The organism is Massilia orientalis, from assembly GCF_030411975.2.
Classification (GTDB): domain Bacteria; phylum Pseudomonadota; class Gammaproteobacteria; order Burkholderiales; family Burkholderiaceae_D; genus Telluria; species Telluria orientalis.
This window is the reverse complement of sequence record NZ_JASNRB020000016.1, coordinates 171,774-185,335: the sequence shown is the minus strand read 5'-3', so window position 1 is coordinate 185,335 and position 13,562 is coordinate 171,774. Positions and strand designations below refer to the sequence as shown.

Sequence of the window (13,562 nt, the reverse complement as noted above, 5' to 3'; positions counted from 1 at the left end):
CGGGGTGAGAGGATTCGAACCTCCGGCCTCTACGTCCCGAACGTAGCGCTCTACCGGGCTAAGCTACACCCCGACTGTTTGAGACTTCGTCACCGAAATCTCGGGAAGGCATTACTATAGTTGCCTCAGTGGTTTCTGTCAACAGCGAAGCTGCATAACTGCAGGAGGCTGTCCTTGTATTCGCTCGGCGGCAGGTCGGCGATCGCGGCGGCGGCGCGGCGTGCCGCGGTCTCCGCTTCGCGGCGCGTGAAGTCCAGCGCGCCGCTGCTCGTGACGGCCGCCAGCACGGCGTCGAAATGGGTTTCGTCGCCCTGCTCGATGCAGGTGCGGATCAGCTCGCGCTGCTCGGCCGTGCCGTTTTCCATCACGTAGATGAGCGGCAAGGTCGGCTTGCCTTCGCGCAGGTCGTCGCCCACGTTCTTGCCGATTTCGGCGGCGTCGCCCGCGTAGTCGAGCACGTCGTCGATCAGCTGGAACGCGGTGCCCAGCGAGCGGCCGTATTCGCCGGCCGCTTCGATCTGGGCGTCGTTCGCGCCGGCGACGAGGGCGCCCAGTTGCGCGGCCGCCTCGAACAGTTTCGCCGTTTTCGAGCGGATCACGCGCAGATAGCTTTCCTGCGTGACGTCCGGATCGTGCATGTTCAACAGCTGCAGCACTTCGCCTTCCGCGATGACGGTCGTGGCGCGCGACAGGATCTGCATGACGCGCATGTTGTCCAGGCTCGTCATCATCTCGAACGCGCGCGAGTACAGGTAGTCGCCGACCAGCACCGACGCGGCGTTGCCGAACATGGCGTTCGCGGTCTGGCGGCCGCGGCGCATCGAGGATTCGTCGACGACGTCGTCGTGCAGCAGGGTGGCGGTGTGGATGAATTCCACGACGGCCGCCAGCTCATGGTGGCCGGCGCCCTTGTAGCCGTAGGCGTTCGCCAGCAGCAGCACCAGCACGGGGCGGATCCGCTTGCCGCCGGCACTGATGATGTACTCGGCGATCTGGTTCACCAGCGCGACTTCGGACTGCAACCGCGCGCGGATCACCGTGTTGACGGCCTCCATGTCTGCTGCGATCGTGCGGGTGATGGGGTTCTGTTGTGCGGTTTGGGTGGCGGCGGACAAGGCGGACCTGCTGACGTTGGATGCGGATAGGTTTTGTTGAGTCGCGATTATACGACATGCAAGGAAAAGACGCCCTCTTTCCCAGTGGCGCCCGAGGGGCTGCCGCGGCACCACAACCATTTTGACGCTGCGCACCATTCCATGTATAATCCTCTGTTCCCCGAATCCCCGGCTGTTTACCTCGCCAAGACGAGGGGAATATTTCTTAACAATCAATGAGGTTTCAAATCATGTACGCGGTCATAAAAACCGGTGGCAAGCAATACAAAGTTGTCGCTGGCGAAAAACTCAAAGTAGAACAGATACCGGCAGACATTGGTTCCGAACTCACTATCGATCAGGTTCTCGCCGTCGGCGAGGGCGAGAGCATCAAGTTTGGTGCTCCGCTGGTGGAAGGTGCTTCGGTTCGCGTGACTGTTGTTTCGCATGGTCGTCACGACAAAGTGCGTATCTTCAAGATGCGTCGTCGTAAGCACTACCAGAAGCGTCAGGGCCACCGCCAGAACTACACCGAAATCCAAGTGGTTGCGATCAACGGCTAATCGCCGCGCGTACCTTCTTCAGCTAATCAAGGAGCATTTGAAATGGCACACAAAAAAGGCGGCGGCACTACGCGAAACGGCCGTGACTCAGAAAGCAAACGCCTCGGCGTGAAAGTCTACGGCGGCCAGGCGATCAACGCCGGCGGCATCATCGTGCGTCAGCGCGGTACCCAGGTTCGTCCGGGCACCAACGTTGGCCTGGGCAAGGATCACACCCTGTTCGCCCTGGTCGATGGCACGGTCAAGTTCGTCAAGCAAGGCGTCGGTTCGAAGCAGTTCGTGACCGTCGTTGCTGCTGAGGCAGTCGCTGCTTAATTGCGGCGCAGCGGGGCAGGCTGAGTCAAAGCGTGCCCCGCCCGGTAAGGCGTCAAGCCTTGCAATCGATAGGCTCTGCCCTCCGGTAGGGCCTTTTTAATTTTCGGCGTTGTCACCGTTAAGTGCGGAACGTTCCGCGGCCGTTCGTCTATCATGGACGCCTGGTCCGCTTTTAACAGTGACACAGCCTTTCGTTTTGGTGGTCTCATCATGAAGTTTATCGACGAAGCACGCATCGAAGTCATCGCCGGCGACGGCGGCAACGGCTGCGCCTCGTTCCGCCGCGAGAAGTTCCGCCCGTTCGGCGGTCCGGACGGCGGCGACGGCGGCCGCGGCGGCTCGATCTGGGCGGTCGCCGACCGCAACGTCAACACGCTGGTCGACTTCCGCTTTTCCAAGGTCCACACGGCGCGCAACGGCGAGCCGGGCCGCGGTTCCGATTGCTACGGCAAGGGCGCCGAGGACGTCTACCTGCGCATGCCGGTCGGCACGCTGATCATCGACGACGTCACCGGCGAGATCATCGCCGACCTGACGGAGCACGAACAGACCGAGCTGCTGGCCAAGGGCGGCGAGGGCGGCTGGGGCAACATCCACTTCAAGACGTCGACCAACCGCGCGCCACGCCAGAAGACGGACGGCAAGGACGGCGAGCGCCGCGAGCTGCGCCTCGAATTGAAGGTGCTGGCCGACGTGGGCCTGCTCGGCATGCCGAACGCGGGCAAATCGACGTTCATCACGGCCGTGTCGAACGCGCGCCCGAAGATCGCGGACTACCCGTTCACCACGCTGCATCCGAACCTCGGCGTCGTGCGCGTGTCGCATGCGAAGAGCTTCGTCATCGCCGACATCCCGGGCCTGATCGAAGGCGCGGCGGAAGGCGCCGGCCTCGGTCACCAGTTCCTGCGTCACCTGAGCCGCACGGGCCTGCTGCTGCACATCGTCGACGTCGCCCCGATGGACGGCAAGACCGATCCGGTCAAGGAAGCCAAGGCGCTCGTGAAGGAACTCGAGAAGTACGACGAGGAACTGGTCAACAAGCCGCGCTGGCTCGTGCTGAACAAGCTGGATGTCGTGCCGGAAGAAGAGCGCAAGAAGGTCGTCAAGGACTTCGTCAAGCGCATGGGGTTCAAGGGCCCCGTGTTCGAGATCTCGGCGCTGAACCGCGAAGGCTGCGAAGACCTCGTGCACGCGATCTACAAGTATCTCGAAGAGACGCGCCACAGCGCGCAGCGCTCGGAAGAGACGCAGATGACCGAGGAAGCGCGCGGCATCTCGTCGATCGATCCGGACGATCCCCGCTTCAAGATCCTCGAAGATTAAGTCGTTGGCAGTCACCTTCGCCCCGACCGCAAGCAGCACCTGGCGCGCGCGCCTGCGCGGCCAGCTGCTGTCGGTCGCGGCGTCCGCCCATTCGCTGGCCGCGCTCGCGGCCCTGCTGGATCCGGACCGCGTGGCGGATGCGATGGGACTGTTCCCCGTGGGCGTGAACGGCTACAGCCAGTTCTTCGCCCTCTACGTCGGAGTGCGCCTCGCCACCGCGGGGCTGGCTCTGCTGGCGGCCAGGCAGGGCGACCAGCCCATCCTCGGCGACCTCGCAGCATTGTTCATCCTGGCGCAGCCGCTCGGCCGTCTCGTCGCGGCCTTCGCGATCGGCCTGCCCCAGGGCTTATTGTTCGTCGTCAGCGGGATCGAGCTGGCGGTCGGCCTGGCGCTGATCGGCCTGCGCCCGCAAGGACGCTTCCTGTCAATCCGACCGTCGCCATGAAATCCGTCCTCCAGTCTTCCAGCCGCATCATCGTCAAAGTCGGTTCCTCGCTCGTCACCAACGAAGGCCGCGGCCTCGATCACGAAGCCATCGCCCGCTGGGCCGCGCAGATCTCGTCGCTCCGTTCGCTCGGCAAGGAAGTCGTGCTCGTGTCCTCGGGCGCCATCGCCGAAGGCATGCTGCGCCTGGGCTTCACGTCGCGCCCGACCGACATCCACGAACTGCAGGCCTGCGCCGCGTGCGGCCAGATGGGCCTCGCGCAAATCTACGAGACGAGCTTCCGCAGCCACGGCGTGAAGACGGCGCAGGTGCTGCTCACGCACGCCGACCTCGCGGACCGCGAACGCTACCTGAACGCACGCTCCACGTTGACCACCCTGTTGGGCCTGGGCGTCGTCCCGATCATCAACGAGAACGACACCGTCGTCACGGACGAGATCAAGTTCGGCGACAACGACACGCTGGGCGCGCTCGTCGCCAACCTGATCGAGGCGGATGCCCTCGTGATCCTGACCGACCAGAAGGGCCTGTACTCGGCCGATCCGCGCAAGGATCCGTCCGCACGCCTGATCGAGGAAGCGCAGGCCGGCGATGTCACGCTGGAGGCCATGGCCGGCGGCGCCGGCAGCAGCATCGGCCGCGGCGGCATGCTGACGAAGGTGCTGGCCGCCAAGCGCGCCGCGCGCTCCGGTGCGCATACGGTGATCGCGTGGGGCCGCGAAGACAACGTCCTGACGCGCCTCGCGCACGGCGAAGCGATCGGCACGCAGCTGACCGCGCCGACCGCGCGCCTGACCGCGCGCCGCCAGTGGATGATCGACCACCTGCACACGGCCGGCCAGCTCGTGCTGGACGCCGGCGCGGTGCAGAAGCTGGTGAAAGAGGGGAAATCGCTGCTGCCGATCGGCGTGACGGCCGTGCGCGGCGAATTCGGCCGCGGCGCCCTCGTGGGCTGCGTGGACGACGCGGGCACCGAGATCGCGCGCGGCCTCACCAACTACACGAGCGGCGAAATCAAGCGCATCATGCGTCACGCGTCCAGCGAGATCGAGGGCATCCTCGGCTACGTCGAGGCGCCCGAACTGGTTCACCGCGACAACCTGGTCCTGATCTGATTCACCGCGCCTGGCTGGCCAGCAGCATGCGCACGCCCGCATACGCGAACACGCCGGCCAGCACGGCATTCACCCAGCGCTCGCCCGCCCGGTAGGCGCGGCGCGCGGCGTCGGTGGAAAACGCCAGTGCATAGCAGCAGAAGATCGATGCGCTGATCGCCGCGCACTTTGCGCGCGGCCTGCCAGGCCATCCACAGCAGGTACACGCCGCCGATCGCCTTCACGACGGCCAGTGCGCCGGACCAGCGTTCCATCAGCGCGGCGAGACCGAACGCCGCGCACAAGCCCCAGCACAGCGACCCGCAGACGACGCCGGACGCCAGCGCGAGCGCCCGCGCGCGGCCCTGCGCCATCGCGGTACCCATGACGGCGAGGACGCTCGGTCCGGGACTCGCGACGCCGATCGCGAAGGCGGTATAAGCGAGGAGCATCATGTCAGTGCCTGTTCAGGCCGGGTCGTGGCACACCACGCACAGCTTGTTGCCGTCGGGGTCGCGCACGTAGGCGCCGTAATAATGCTCGTGATAGTGGGGGCGCAGGCCCGGCGCGCCGTCGCCGCGGCCGCAGTGCGCCAGCGCGATCTCGTACGCCGCATCGACGGCCGCGCGGTCGGGCGCGAGCAGGGCCGTCATCTGGCCATTGCCGGGGGCGTGCGGCTGGCCGTCGTAAGGCGCGCCGATGAGGAACAGCGGGCGCGCCCGGCCAGGTTGCTGCCAGCCGGCCCACGGGCGCGACCGGTCGCAGAAGCGCGCCTCCAGTCCCAGCGCTGCCAGCAGCGGTTGGTAAAACGCGAGCGCCCGGTCGAAATCGCGGACACCAATGAAGACATGGGAAAACATCGTCGCCTCGTCGGGAAAACCATCCATCATACTGAACTTCTTGTCATCAAGCGCCGTCATGCTTATCGCATACTTGATTGCCATGAGATGGCAATTTTCATTGCGATGAAAGTGTAATTTAATGATCAAACACGGAATCATGTGTGTTAAATTGGCGCATGATCCGTTGTTTCCATTGAAAGGAAGACGATGTCCCGATTGCGCCGCCTCGGCCTGTATGGCCTGCTGTTGACTGCCTTCCCGGCCCATGCGCAGGGCCTGAACATCGCTTCCGAGCTGCTGCATGGCGGCATGGGCATCGTCGCGATCGGCGCGTTGTCCGTGCTGGCGCTGGCCGTGACGTTCGAGCGGCTCGCCAACTTCCGCCTAGTGAAAGTGGCGCCGCCGGACCTGGCCGCGGAGGCGGAGATGCTGTGGCGCGCGGGACGCTTCGACCAGTTGCGCGAACGGGTGGCGGACGGCGACAGCAGCCTCGCGCGCATCCTCGGCTGGATGGTCGAACAGCGCCACCTGCCGGCCGAAAAACTGGCGGCGCGCGTGGCGGAGATGGCGGGCGTCGAACTGCGCCTGCAGCAGCAGAAGGCGTACGCGCTGAACGTCGTCGCGACGGTCGCACCGATCGTCGGCCTGCTGGGCACCGTCATCGGCATGATCGAATCCTTCCACGTCATCGCGTTCAACGGCATGGGCGATCCGACCCTGCTGGCGGGCGGCATCTCCAAGGCGCTCGTCAACACGGCGGCCGGCCTGTCGGTGGCGCTGCCGTCGCTGGCCATGCACCACGTCTTCCGCAACCGCATGGTCGGCATCGGCGTCGCGCTGGAACGCCAGCTGAACCGCGTGCTGGACGGCATGCCGGCGCGCACGCTGGAGGTCGTCCATGCGCATTGATCTCGGCGACGACGAACAGCCCGAGATCGGCCTGATCGCGCTGATCGACTGCATCTTCTTCCTGCTGATGTACTTCATGGTCGCGACGTCGTTCCGGCACCCCGACGGCGAAAAGCCGGAAAAGGACATGCCCATCGTGCTGCCGACGTCGCAGGTCAGCCTCGATCGCGCCACGGCGGCGCCGGCGCCGCTGGTCATCGGCGTCGATGCCGGAGGCGGCCTGTATATCGACCGCAAGGAGGTGTCGACGCAAGCCCTGCACGACCTGCTCAAGCGCGAGGCGGCGCGCGATCCGGCGCGGCCGGTCCGCATCGACGGCGACCAGTCCACGCGCTACCAGGACATCGTGCACGTGCTCGAACTGTGCCAGTTCGAGGGGCTCACCCACGTGTCGATGCACACGCGCTGACCATGTTCGCCGACGATACTGCGCGGCCCGCTCCGGCGTTCGGGCCCATACGGCGGCATCCCTTCATCTTCCTGTCGCTCGTGCTGCATGCGGTGCCGCTCGTCGCGCTGTACCACCTGGGCAGCCAGCGCATCGAGATCGCCCAGCGCGCGCGCCAGCAGCGGCAGGTCGAATCGGGCGCCCGGCTGACGGCGCAGGCGCGCCTCGAAAAGCGCGTGCACGACATGGAGCGGATCCAGTCCCTGCTCGCACAAAGCGCGGGCAAGCAACCTGCCGGGAACAAGGAAGACGAGGTGCAGTTCAGCGCGCAGCCGAAGGCGCCGGACGAATTGCTGAAGCAGGCGAAGGATCTGGCGCGCAAGATCGACGAGATCGAGCGCGACACCAAGGCGGAGCGGCTGGCGCAGCTGCTCGACATCCCGAAGGAAAAGGCGTTGGAACAGGTCGCGGAGAAGGCCAGGGCGGAGGAGCCGCCCGCCGCCGAACCGCAGACGCCGGCCGAAGCGGCGGCCCAGATCGAGCAGCTCGAAGCGAAGGCGCGCGACGCATTGGAACAGCGCCGCCAGCAGCTGGAGCAGCAGCAGAACGGCGTGCAGGTCGCGGCCGACGCAGGTGCGGCGCAGCGCGGCGCCGGCAAAGGCAACGGCAAGGCCGATGGCAAGGGCGACGGCGAAGGCAAGGGTGACGGCCAGGGAAACGGCCAGAGCGGACGAGGCCTCGGGAACGGAAGCGCCGGCGGCGTGGGCCGCCAGATGCTGGACCGGATCGCCGCGTTCACGAATCCCGACCTGCCGGATCGCATGACGAAGGCTTACCTCGGGGGCGCGGGCACCATGTTCGGCGGCGGCGTCGCGCACATGCCCACCGTCGATGCGGCTACCATGGTCAAGGGCGCGGGCAGGATGATCGGCGCGGGCGGCACGTACGCGAACCGCGTCTGGGTCAACCGCTGGTACCTGATCGGTCCATTCGACGGACGGCACGGCGCAGGGCTGTTCGCCAATTACCATCATCCGCCCGAGCAGGGCGTCGTGCTGGATGCCGCCTATCGGGGCAAGGGCGGGCGCCTCGTCAAATGGGACTACGTCGATATGGCGCGCTATCCCCTGGAGCCGCCCGTGCACGCGGAAGACGCCGTGTACTACGGCTATACGGAGTTGATGCTCGACGCCGCACAGGACCTGACGATCTGGGTCGGCGCCGACGACGATGCGCAGCTGTGGCTCAACGACCGGCTGGTCTGGGAAGGCGGGAACGCCAACAAGGACTCGTTCTTCGGCCAGGTCTACGAGACGCGGAATACCTTCGTGCGCGACTACAACCTGAACGAAGGCAAGCGCGTCGTGCACTTCCGGAAGGGCCGCAACAAGCTGTTCTTCAAGCTGTCGAACGGGCCGACGCGGATCTTCTTTTCGCTGGTCCTCACGAAGTGAATGCGGCGCCGCGCTGCATCCTTTGCCAGGCCGACGGCGTCACGCCCACGCTGCCCTTGAAGCGCCGCGTCAGGTGGCTCTGGTCCGCGAAGCCGCATTCCAGCGCGACGGCGGCGAGCGGCGTGCCGCGGCGGATCAGGGCCTGCGCCTGCGCGACCCGCACGGCGTTGAGGTACACGTGCGGCGGCATGTGGTAGGCGGCGGTGAAGGCGCGGGTCAGGTGCGCGCGCGACAGGCCGGCGGCCAGGGCCAGGTCCGAGACGGTGATGTCGTGCGCGTAGTACGTGCGGATATGGTCCTTGACCCGGGCCAGCGTGGCGGCACCGATGGCGGCCGGCCCCGCGCCGGCCTGCGGCCGTTCGCCGTGCCGCGCCAGCATCGTGCCCAGGAACGCACGCATCAGCGTTTCCGCGCGCAGCGATTCGGCCGGCGTCTGCGCCAGGCTGGCGGACAACGCCCCGAACGCCTCGGCCAGCTGCCGGTCGGCCGCATGGGGCTTCGCAAAATACCGCTTGCCGTCCACGCAACTGGCGACGAATGCGGCGGGGACGTACCACATCGTGTAGCGGAATCCATCCGCCGTCCCGCGGCAGCCGTCATGGTCGTCGTCGGGGTTGAAGAGGACCAGGTCGCCGGGCCGGCTGTCGTACTGCCTGCCCTTGCAGCGGAAGCGCTGGATGCCGTACGTCGTCGCGCCGAGCGCGAAGCAATCGTGGCTGTGGCGCTCGAACGCGTGGTCGGAAAAGTCCGCCCGCATCAGCGTCACGCCGTTGGTCAGCGCCCCGAAAATGGCCTGGTTCATGCAACGATTGTACAAGACCCGCGGTCCGGCGGCCCCTCACAATGAGGTTTTCATCGGAGGCATCATGCACGCTGCAATCGATCTGGCCGCCAAGCTGGCCACCTTTACGGAAGCCTTTCAACCCCGCACGGTGGCCTTGTTCAACGGCCACGACGTGATGGTCGCGAAGCTGCGCGGCGACTACCACTGGCACGTCCACGACGACACCGACGACTTTTTCCTGGTGCTCGACGGGCGCGTCGAGATCGATCTCGAGGACGGTTCGACGGTGACGCTCGATCCCGGCCAGATGTTCGTCGTCCCCAAGGGCATGCGCCACCGGCCCCGCGCGCAGGGAGAAGCGCACATCCTGCTGATCGAGCCGACGGGCACGCCGAACAGCGGCGACCCGTCGACGGCGGCGCCGCGCCGGGTCATCTGATGCGGGCAGCGTTCACGCGTCCTTCGGCGCCGGCGTCTTGTCCTTGTACTCGCACAGGTCGTTGATGATGCAGTTCCAGCACTTGGGCGTGCGCGCCACGCACGTGTAGCGGCCGTGCAGGATCAGCCAGTGGTGGGCGTCGTGCAGGAAGTCCTTCGGCACGAATTTCAGCAGCTTCATCTCGACTTCGTCGACGTTCTTGCCCGGCGCGATCCTGGTGCGGTTCGCGACGCGGAAGATGTGCGTGTCGACGGCCATCGTCGGTTCGCCGAACGCCGTGTTCAGCACGACGTTTGCCGTCTTGCGGCCCACGCCGGGCAGGGCTTCCAGCGCCTCGCGCGAGCGCGGCACTTCGCCGCCGTACTGGTTCACGAGGATCTCGCACGTGGCGATGACGTTCTTCGCCTTGTTGTTGTACAGGCCGATCGTCGAGATATAGGTCTTGAGCTCGTCCAGGCCCAGGTCGAGGATCGCCTGCGGCGTGTTCGCGACCGGATACAGCCTGCGGGTGGCCTTGTTGACGCCGACGTCCGTCGACTGCGCGGACAGCAGCACGGCGATCAGCAGTTCGAACGGCGTCGTGTATTCGAGTTCGGTGGTGGGATGCGGATTGGCGTTGCGAAAGCGCGTGAAGATCTCGAGGCGTTTGGCGGGATTCATCGATGCGTCAGTCTTTCTTGTCGGAGGCGGCTTTCTGTTTCGCGCGCTCGATGGCGGCGGCGATGATCGCGCGCTTGCGTTCCTTTTCCGCCAGCTCCTCGGCCGTATTCGTCGTTTCCGCCGTCACGGCGCGCATCTTTTCCAGCGCCTTGGCGGCCAGGCGCGCATCGTTTTCTTCCTTTTCGCGCCGCAGGCGCTCGGTGCGGAAGTCGTGGCGCGCGCGCGCGGCGTCGGCCTCTTCCTGCGACCACGCGGCCCAGCCGGTCGGCTCGCTCGCAGGGTCGTCCGTGCGCGGGATCATCGCGATGCAGTCTACGGGGCAGGGCGCCACGCACAAATCGCAGCCCGTGCACAGGCTCGGGATGATGGTGTGCATCTGCTTGGCGGTGCCGAGGATCGCGTCGACGGGGCAGGCCTGGATGCACAAGGTGCAGCCGATGCACAGGCTCTCGTCGATGAACGCGACGGGGCGTGGCCGCTCGACGCCGTTGGCCGGGTTGATCGGGATGACGGGCCGGCCGGTGACGCTTGCCAGCCGCGCGACGCCTTCCATGCCGCCGGGCGGGCACTGGTTGATCTCGGCTTCGCCGCGCGCGATCGCTTCCGCGTAGGGGCGACAGGCGGGATAGCCGCACTTGGTGCACTGGGTCTGCGGCAGCAGGTCTTCGATCTGGTCGGCGAGCGTCTTGGTCACGGCGGTGCTACTTCGAAACTGGATAGACCGTCATTATCCGCTAAAAGCCCCGTTCAGGCGAAATGCCCTTGGGTAATGCAGATCGCATGCTTTCGTGATGCAGCGTACGGAGTGACGGTCCAGTCCGGTGGTCTACTGGAGTCCAGGCAATGACAATCAGGAGGGTCTCATGAACACGAAGCACCTCGCCATGTCCACGCTGCTGGCCGCGCTGCTGAGCGCCGCCGGCGCATCGAGTTTTGCCCAGGATCGTTACCACGGCGACCGGCGCGACGACGGCCGGTATGGCCAGCGCGACAACGATCGCGGTGATCGGCGGGTCGACAGCCGCGATGACCGCCGCGGTGACGACCGCCGCGGTGACGACCAGCACCGTGACAACCGCCGCGACGGTTACCAGGCCCGCGGCGGCGGCCGCCACGGCGACGCTGGGTACGGTGGCGATCGCCGCTGGGATGGTGCCGGACCCAACCATGATATCCGCCGCGGCGGCCGTCTGCCGTCCCGCTACCGGAATCACCAATACGTCGTGGACAATTGGCGCGACCACCATTTGCGGCCTCCGCCTCGAGGCTATCACTGGGTGCAGACGGGTGGCGATTATGTGCTGGCGGCCATTGCCACCGGCGTCATCGCAGACCTGATCATCAATCACTGACGCCGCGGGCTGCCTTCAAGGCGGCCCCGGCAGGTGAAACGCCAGGCCGTTCCCGTTCGCGCGGGGACGGCCTTCTGTTATTCTTGACGTGCCAACAACAAAAGAAAGGAGGACATCGTGTACCACGCATTCCTGGACCATACACTTCACCGAACCAGCGACCTTTATGCAAGCGATTCCAACGATCTATTTTCCCGGCCTGTGCGCCGAAGCCCTTTCTTTTTATCGTGACGTCCTGCACGCCGACGTGCTGTTCCAGTTGACGGCGATTCCCGATTCACAACCACGGTTCCTCGATCCCGGCAGTCCCGGCAAGATCATCCGGGCCGGCCTGCGCATCGGCGAGTCGACCGTCTATTTTTCCGAAGGCCATCACCCCGGCCAGGCACCGGTGTTCGCGGGCTTCTCGATGAACCTGCACGTGGACAGCGCGGACGAGGCGGTCCGCATCCTGCAAGCGCTGGGCGAGGGCGGCGACGTCCGCGTGCCGTTGCGCGCGACGGCGTGGGCGGATGCGTTCTGCGCCGTCATCGACCGCTACGGCCTGCACTGGATGATCGAAACGGGCAGTCCGCAATAAAAAATGCCGCGGTCCAGGCCGCGGCATTTCAAGGATCCACCTGCAACGCTCAGGCGTTCTTGCGGATGAACTCGCCAATCATCGGACAAATGATCTCGCGCCAGCGGCGGCCCGAGAAGATGCCGTAGTGGCCGCACTTCGGCGCCGTGAACTGCTGCTGTTTCTCGGCCGGGATGCCGCTGCACAGGTCGTGCGCGGCATGGGTCTGGCCGGCGCCGGAGATGTCGTCCAGTTCGCCTTCGATGGTGAACAGCGCCACGCTCTCGATGTCTTGCGGACGCACGAGCTGGCCGCCCACTTCCCACGTGCCTTTCGGCAGGCGGGTTTCCTGGAATACCGTTTTAATCGTTTCCAGGTAATACTCGGCCGGCATGTCGAGGACGGCGTTGTACTCGTCGTAGAACTTGCGGTGCGCTTCCGCCGAATCGTCGTCGCCGCGCACCAGGTGCTGGTAGAACTCGCGGTGGCTCTGGGCGTGGCGGCCCGGATTCATCGCGATGAAGCCGGCGTGCTGCAGGAAGCCCGGATAGACTTTGCGGCCGAAGCCCGGGTAATTGCCCGGCACGGCATAGATCACCGTGTTCTCGAACCACGAGTACGGCTTTTCGACGGCCAGGTCGTTGACGGCCGTCGGCGACTTGCGCGGGTCGATCGGACCGCCCATCATGACCATCGACTTCGGCAGCTTGGCATCCTTGTTCGTCGCCATCAGCGAGATCGCGGCGAGCACCGGCACGGTCGGCTGGCATACGGAGATCACGTGCACGTCCGGGCCCAGGTGGCGGATGAAGTCCTGCACGTAATAGATATAGTCGTCCAGGTGGAACGGACCGTCCGACAGCGGCACCATGCGCGCGTCGACCCAGTCGGTGATGAAGACGTCCTGGTCCGGCAGCAGGGCGCGGACGGTGTCGCGCAGCAGGGTCGCATGGTGGCCCGACAGCGGGGCCACGACGAGCACCGTCGGCTGCTTGAGCGCGGCAAAGTCCGTGTCGCTCATGTCTTTCTTGAAATGCAGCAGCTTGCAGAACGGCTTGCTGACTACGGGGCGTTCCACGATGCCGACCGTCTTCCCGTTGATGATGGTCGAGGTCAGGCCGAAAGCAGGTTTCTCATAGTCCTTGCCGAGGCGGTACATCAGCTCGTAGCCGGCAGCGATACGCTGCGAAAACGGGGTGTGCGCGAACGGTGAGACTGGATTCGAAAACAGTTTGGCAGAGGCATCGGCCCACTGCATCAGCGGGTTCAGGAAGGAGCGTTGCATTTCGTGCAGTTGATAAAGCATAATTTTTTCCTTCATGACTCTGTGCGCAATTGCAA

18 protein-coding genes and 1 tRNA gene are annotated in these 13,562 nt (G+C 65.7%); 11 read left to right on the top strand and 8 right to left on the bottom strand.

All coding sequences use genetic code 11. From position 1 onward, the window contains the following. Together QPK29_RS24035 and ispB are read right to left on the bottom strand one after the other, a co-directional pair. Positions 1-73 (bottom strand) — tRNA-Pro (locus QPK29_RS24035). 52 nt (positions 74-125) lie between these two features. After that, positions 126-1,115, bottom strand: a complete 990-nt coding sequence (gene ispB, locus QPK29_RS24030) for an octaprenyl diphosphate synthase (protein WP_056123128.1) — start codon at positions 1,113-1,115, stop codon at positions 126-128. 230 nt (positions 1,116-1,345) lie between these two features. Between ispB and rplU the strand changes: the two genes are divergently transcribed. The 5 genes from rplU to proB all read left to right on the top strand — a co-directional run bounded on the left by rplU (position 1,346) and on the right by proB (position 4,855). Then, the gene (gene rplU, locus QPK29_RS24025) at positions 1,346-1,657 is read left to right on the top strand and encodes a 50S ribosomal protein L21 (RefSeq protein ID WP_036230184.1); all 312 of its coding nucleotides are present in this window, start codon (positions 1,346-1,348) and stop codon (positions 1,655-1,657) included. Between the two features lie 42 nt (positions 1,658-1,699). Then, entirely contained in the window at positions 1,700-1,972 is a 273-nt protein-coding gene (rpmA, locus tag QPK29_RS24020) for a 50S ribosomal protein L27 (RefSeq protein WP_056123130.1), read from the top strand. A 210-nt stretch (positions 1,973-2,182) separates the two neighbouring features. Next, complete coding sequence (gene cgtA / locus QPK29_RS24015) at positions 2,183-3,295, top strand: Obg family GTPase CgtA (RefSeq protein WP_056123132.1); 1,113 nt, start codon at positions 2,183-2,185, stop codon at positions 3,293-3,295. Between the two features lie 4 nt (positions 3,296-3,299). Continuing rightward, on the top strand, positions 3,300-3,740 hold the full coding sequence (locus tag QPK29_RS24010) for a hypothetical protein (protein ID WP_160409586.1): 441 nt from the start codon (positions 3,300-3,302) through the stop codon (positions 3,738-3,740). Next, complete coding sequence (gene proB, locus QPK29_RS24005; RefSeq protein ID WP_160409585.1) at positions 3,737-4,855, top strand: glutamate 5-kinase; 1,119 nt, start codon at positions 3,737-3,739, stop codon at positions 4,853-4,855. Before QPK29_RS24010 ends, proB begins: the two co-directional genes overlap by 4 nt. On the opposite strand, the gene QPK29_RS24000 is transcribed toward proB, so the two are convergent. Both QPK29_RS24000 and QPK29_RS23995 read right to left on the bottom strand, forming a co-directional pair. Next, on the bottom strand, positions 4,828-5,289 hold the full coding sequence (locus QPK29_RS24000) for a LysE family translocator (protein ID WP_371768605.1): 462 nt from the start codon (positions 5,287-5,289) through the stop codon (positions 4,828-4,830). The two genes, proB and QPK29_RS24000, sit on opposite strands and share 28 nt — an antisense overlap. A 12-nt stretch (positions 5,290-5,301) precedes the next feature. Further along, on the bottom strand, positions 5,302-5,694 hold the full coding sequence (locus QPK29_RS23995) for a VOC family protein (protein WP_371768843.1): 393 nt from the start codon (positions 5,692-5,694) through the stop codon (positions 5,302-5,304). A 189-nt stretch (positions 5,695-5,883) separates the two neighbouring features. On the opposite strand from QPK29_RS23995, the gene QPK29_RS23990 reads away from it, so the two are divergent. The 3 genes from QPK29_RS23990 to QPK29_RS23980 are packed head-to-tail and all read left to right on the top strand — an operon-like array spanning position 5,884 to position 8,427. Beyond that, a complete protein-coding gene (locus QPK29_RS23990; protein ID WP_371768604.1) occupies positions 5,884-6,585 on the top strand; it encodes a MotA/TolQ/ExbB proton channel family protein in 702 nt (233 codons plus the stop codon). Next, positions 6,575-6,994, top strand: coding sequence for an ExbD/TolR family protein (locus QPK29_RS23985; protein ID WP_056123142.1), 420 nt, complete (start codon positions 6,575-6,577; stop codon positions 6,992-6,994). The genes QPK29_RS23990 and QPK29_RS23985 overlap by 11 nt, the downstream gene beginning before the upstream one ends. A 2-nt stretch (positions 6,995-6,996) precedes the next feature. Continuing rightward, positions 6,997-8,427 (top strand): hypothetical protein, encoded by a 1,431-nt coding sequence (locus QPK29_RS23980; protein ID WP_371768603.1) that lies wholly within the window; start codon positions 6,997-6,999, stop codon positions 8,425-8,427. Here QPK29_RS23980 and QPK29_RS23975 read toward each other — a convergent pair. Further along, positions 8,417-9,229 (bottom strand): AraC family transcriptional regulator, encoded by an 813-nt coding sequence (locus QPK29_RS23975; protein ID WP_371768602.1) that lies wholly within the window; start codon positions 9,227-9,229, stop codon positions 8,417-8,419. The two genes, QPK29_RS23980 and QPK29_RS23975, sit on opposite strands and share 11 nt — an antisense overlap. Before the next feature lie 64 nt (positions 9,230-9,293). On the opposite strand from QPK29_RS23975, the gene QPK29_RS23970 reads away from it, so the two are divergent. After that, the gene (locus QPK29_RS23970; protein ID WP_371768601.1) at positions 9,294-9,650 is read left to right on the top strand and encodes a cupin domain-containing protein; all 357 of its coding nucleotides are present in this window, start codon (positions 9,294-9,296) and stop codon (positions 9,648-9,650) included. Between the two features lie 12 nt (positions 9,651-9,662). On the opposite strand, the gene nth is transcribed toward QPK29_RS23970, so the two are convergent. Together nth and rsxB are read right to left on the bottom strand one after the other, a co-directional pair. Next, entirely contained in the window at positions 9,663-10,310 is a 648-nt protein-coding gene (gene nth / locus QPK29_RS23965; RefSeq protein WP_056123153.1) for an endonuclease III, read from the bottom strand. Positions 10,311-10,317: 7 nt separating this feature from the next. Next, positions 10,318-11,004, bottom strand: coding sequence for an electron transport complex subunit RsxB (gene rsxB / locus QPK29_RS23960; protein WP_371768600.1), 687 nt, complete (start codon positions 11,002-11,004; stop codon positions 10,318-10,320). A gap of 169 nt (positions 11,005-11,173) precedes the next feature. Here rsxB and QPK29_RS23955 point away from each other — a divergent pair, with 169 nt between their 5' ends. Together QPK29_RS23955 and QPK29_RS23950 are read left to right on the top strand one after the other, a co-directional pair. Further along, on the top strand, positions 11,174-11,662 hold the full coding sequence (locus QPK29_RS23955) for an RcnB family protein (protein WP_371768599.1): 489 nt from the start codon (positions 11,174-11,176) through the stop codon (positions 11,660-11,662). Between the two features lie 166 nt (positions 11,663-11,828). Continuing rightward, positions 11,829-12,242 carry a VOC family protein gene (locus tag QPK29_RS23950; RefSeq protein WP_371768598.1) on the top strand — a complete coding sequence of 138 codons (414 nt, stop codon included), beginning with the start codon at positions 11,829-11,831 and terminating at the stop codon, positions 12,240-12,242. A 49-nt stretch (positions 12,243-12,291) separates the two neighbouring features. Here the strand turns inward: QPK29_RS23950 and QPK29_RS23945 are convergent, their stop codons facing one another. Then, positions 12,292-13,527, bottom strand: coding sequence for a polyhydroxyalkanoate depolymerase (locus QPK29_RS23945; RefSeq protein WP_056123165.1), 1,236 nt, complete (start codon positions 13,525-13,527; stop codon positions 12,292-12,294). Positions 13,528-13,562 lie beyond the last annotated feature (35 nt).

Coding starts and splice junctions, on each gene's coding strand:
- QPK29_RS23950 (WP_371768598.1), top strand. CDS start 11,829: ATGCAAGCGATTCCAACGATCTATTTTCCCGGCCTGTGCGCCGAAGCC.
- proB (WP_160409585.1), top strand. CDS start 3,737: ATGAAATCCGTCCTCCAGTCTTCCAGCCGCATCATCGTCAAAGTCGGT.
- QPK29_RS23980 (WP_371768603.1), top strand. CDS start 6,997: ATGTTCGCCGACGATACTGCGCGGCCCGCTCCGGCGTTCGGGCCCATA.
- QPK29_RS24000 (WP_371768605.1), bottom strand. CDS start 5,289: ATGATGCTCCTCGCTTATACCGCCTTCGCGATCGGCGTCGCGAGTCCC.
- rpmA (WP_056123130.1), top strand. CDS start 1,700: ATGGCACACAAAAAAGGCGGCGGCACTACGCGAAACGGCCGTGACTCA.
- QPK29_RS23975 (WP_371768602.1), bottom strand. CDS start 9,229: ATGAACCAGGCCATTTTCGGGGCGCTGACCAACGGCGTGACGCTGATG.
- QPK29_RS23955 (WP_371768599.1), top strand. CDS start 11,174: ATGAACACGAAGCACCTCGCCATGTCCACGCTGCTGGCCGCGCTGCTG.
- nth (WP_056123153.1), bottom strand. CDS start 10,310: ATGAATCCCGCCAAACGCCTCGAGATCTTCACGCGCTTTCGCAACGCC.
- QPK29_RS23990 (WP_371768604.1), top strand. CDS start 5,884: ATGTCCCGATTGCGCCGCCTCGGCCTGTATGGCCTGCTGTTGACTGCC.
- cgtA (WP_056123132.1), top strand. CDS start 2,183: ATGAAGTTTATCGACGAAGCACGCATCGAAGTCATCGCCGGCGACGGC.
- rplU (WP_036230184.1), top strand. CDS start 1,346: ATGTACGCGGTCATAAAAACCGGTGGCAAGCAATACAAAGTTGTCGCT.
- QPK29_RS23985 (WP_056123142.1), top strand. CDS start 6,575: ATGCGCATTGATCTCGGCGACGACGAACAGCCCGAGATCGGCCTGATC.
- QPK29_RS23995 (WP_371768843.1), bottom strand. CDS start 5,694: ATGTTTTCCCATGTCTTCATTGGTGTCCGCGATTTCGACCGGGCGCTC.
- QPK29_RS23945 (WP_056123165.1), bottom strand. CDS start 13,527: ATGCTTTATCAACTGCACGAAATGCAACGCTCCTTCCTGAACCCGCTG.
- QPK29_RS23970 (WP_371768601.1), top strand. CDS start 9,294: ATGCACGCTGCAATCGATCTGGCCGCCAAGCTGGCCACCTTTACGGAA.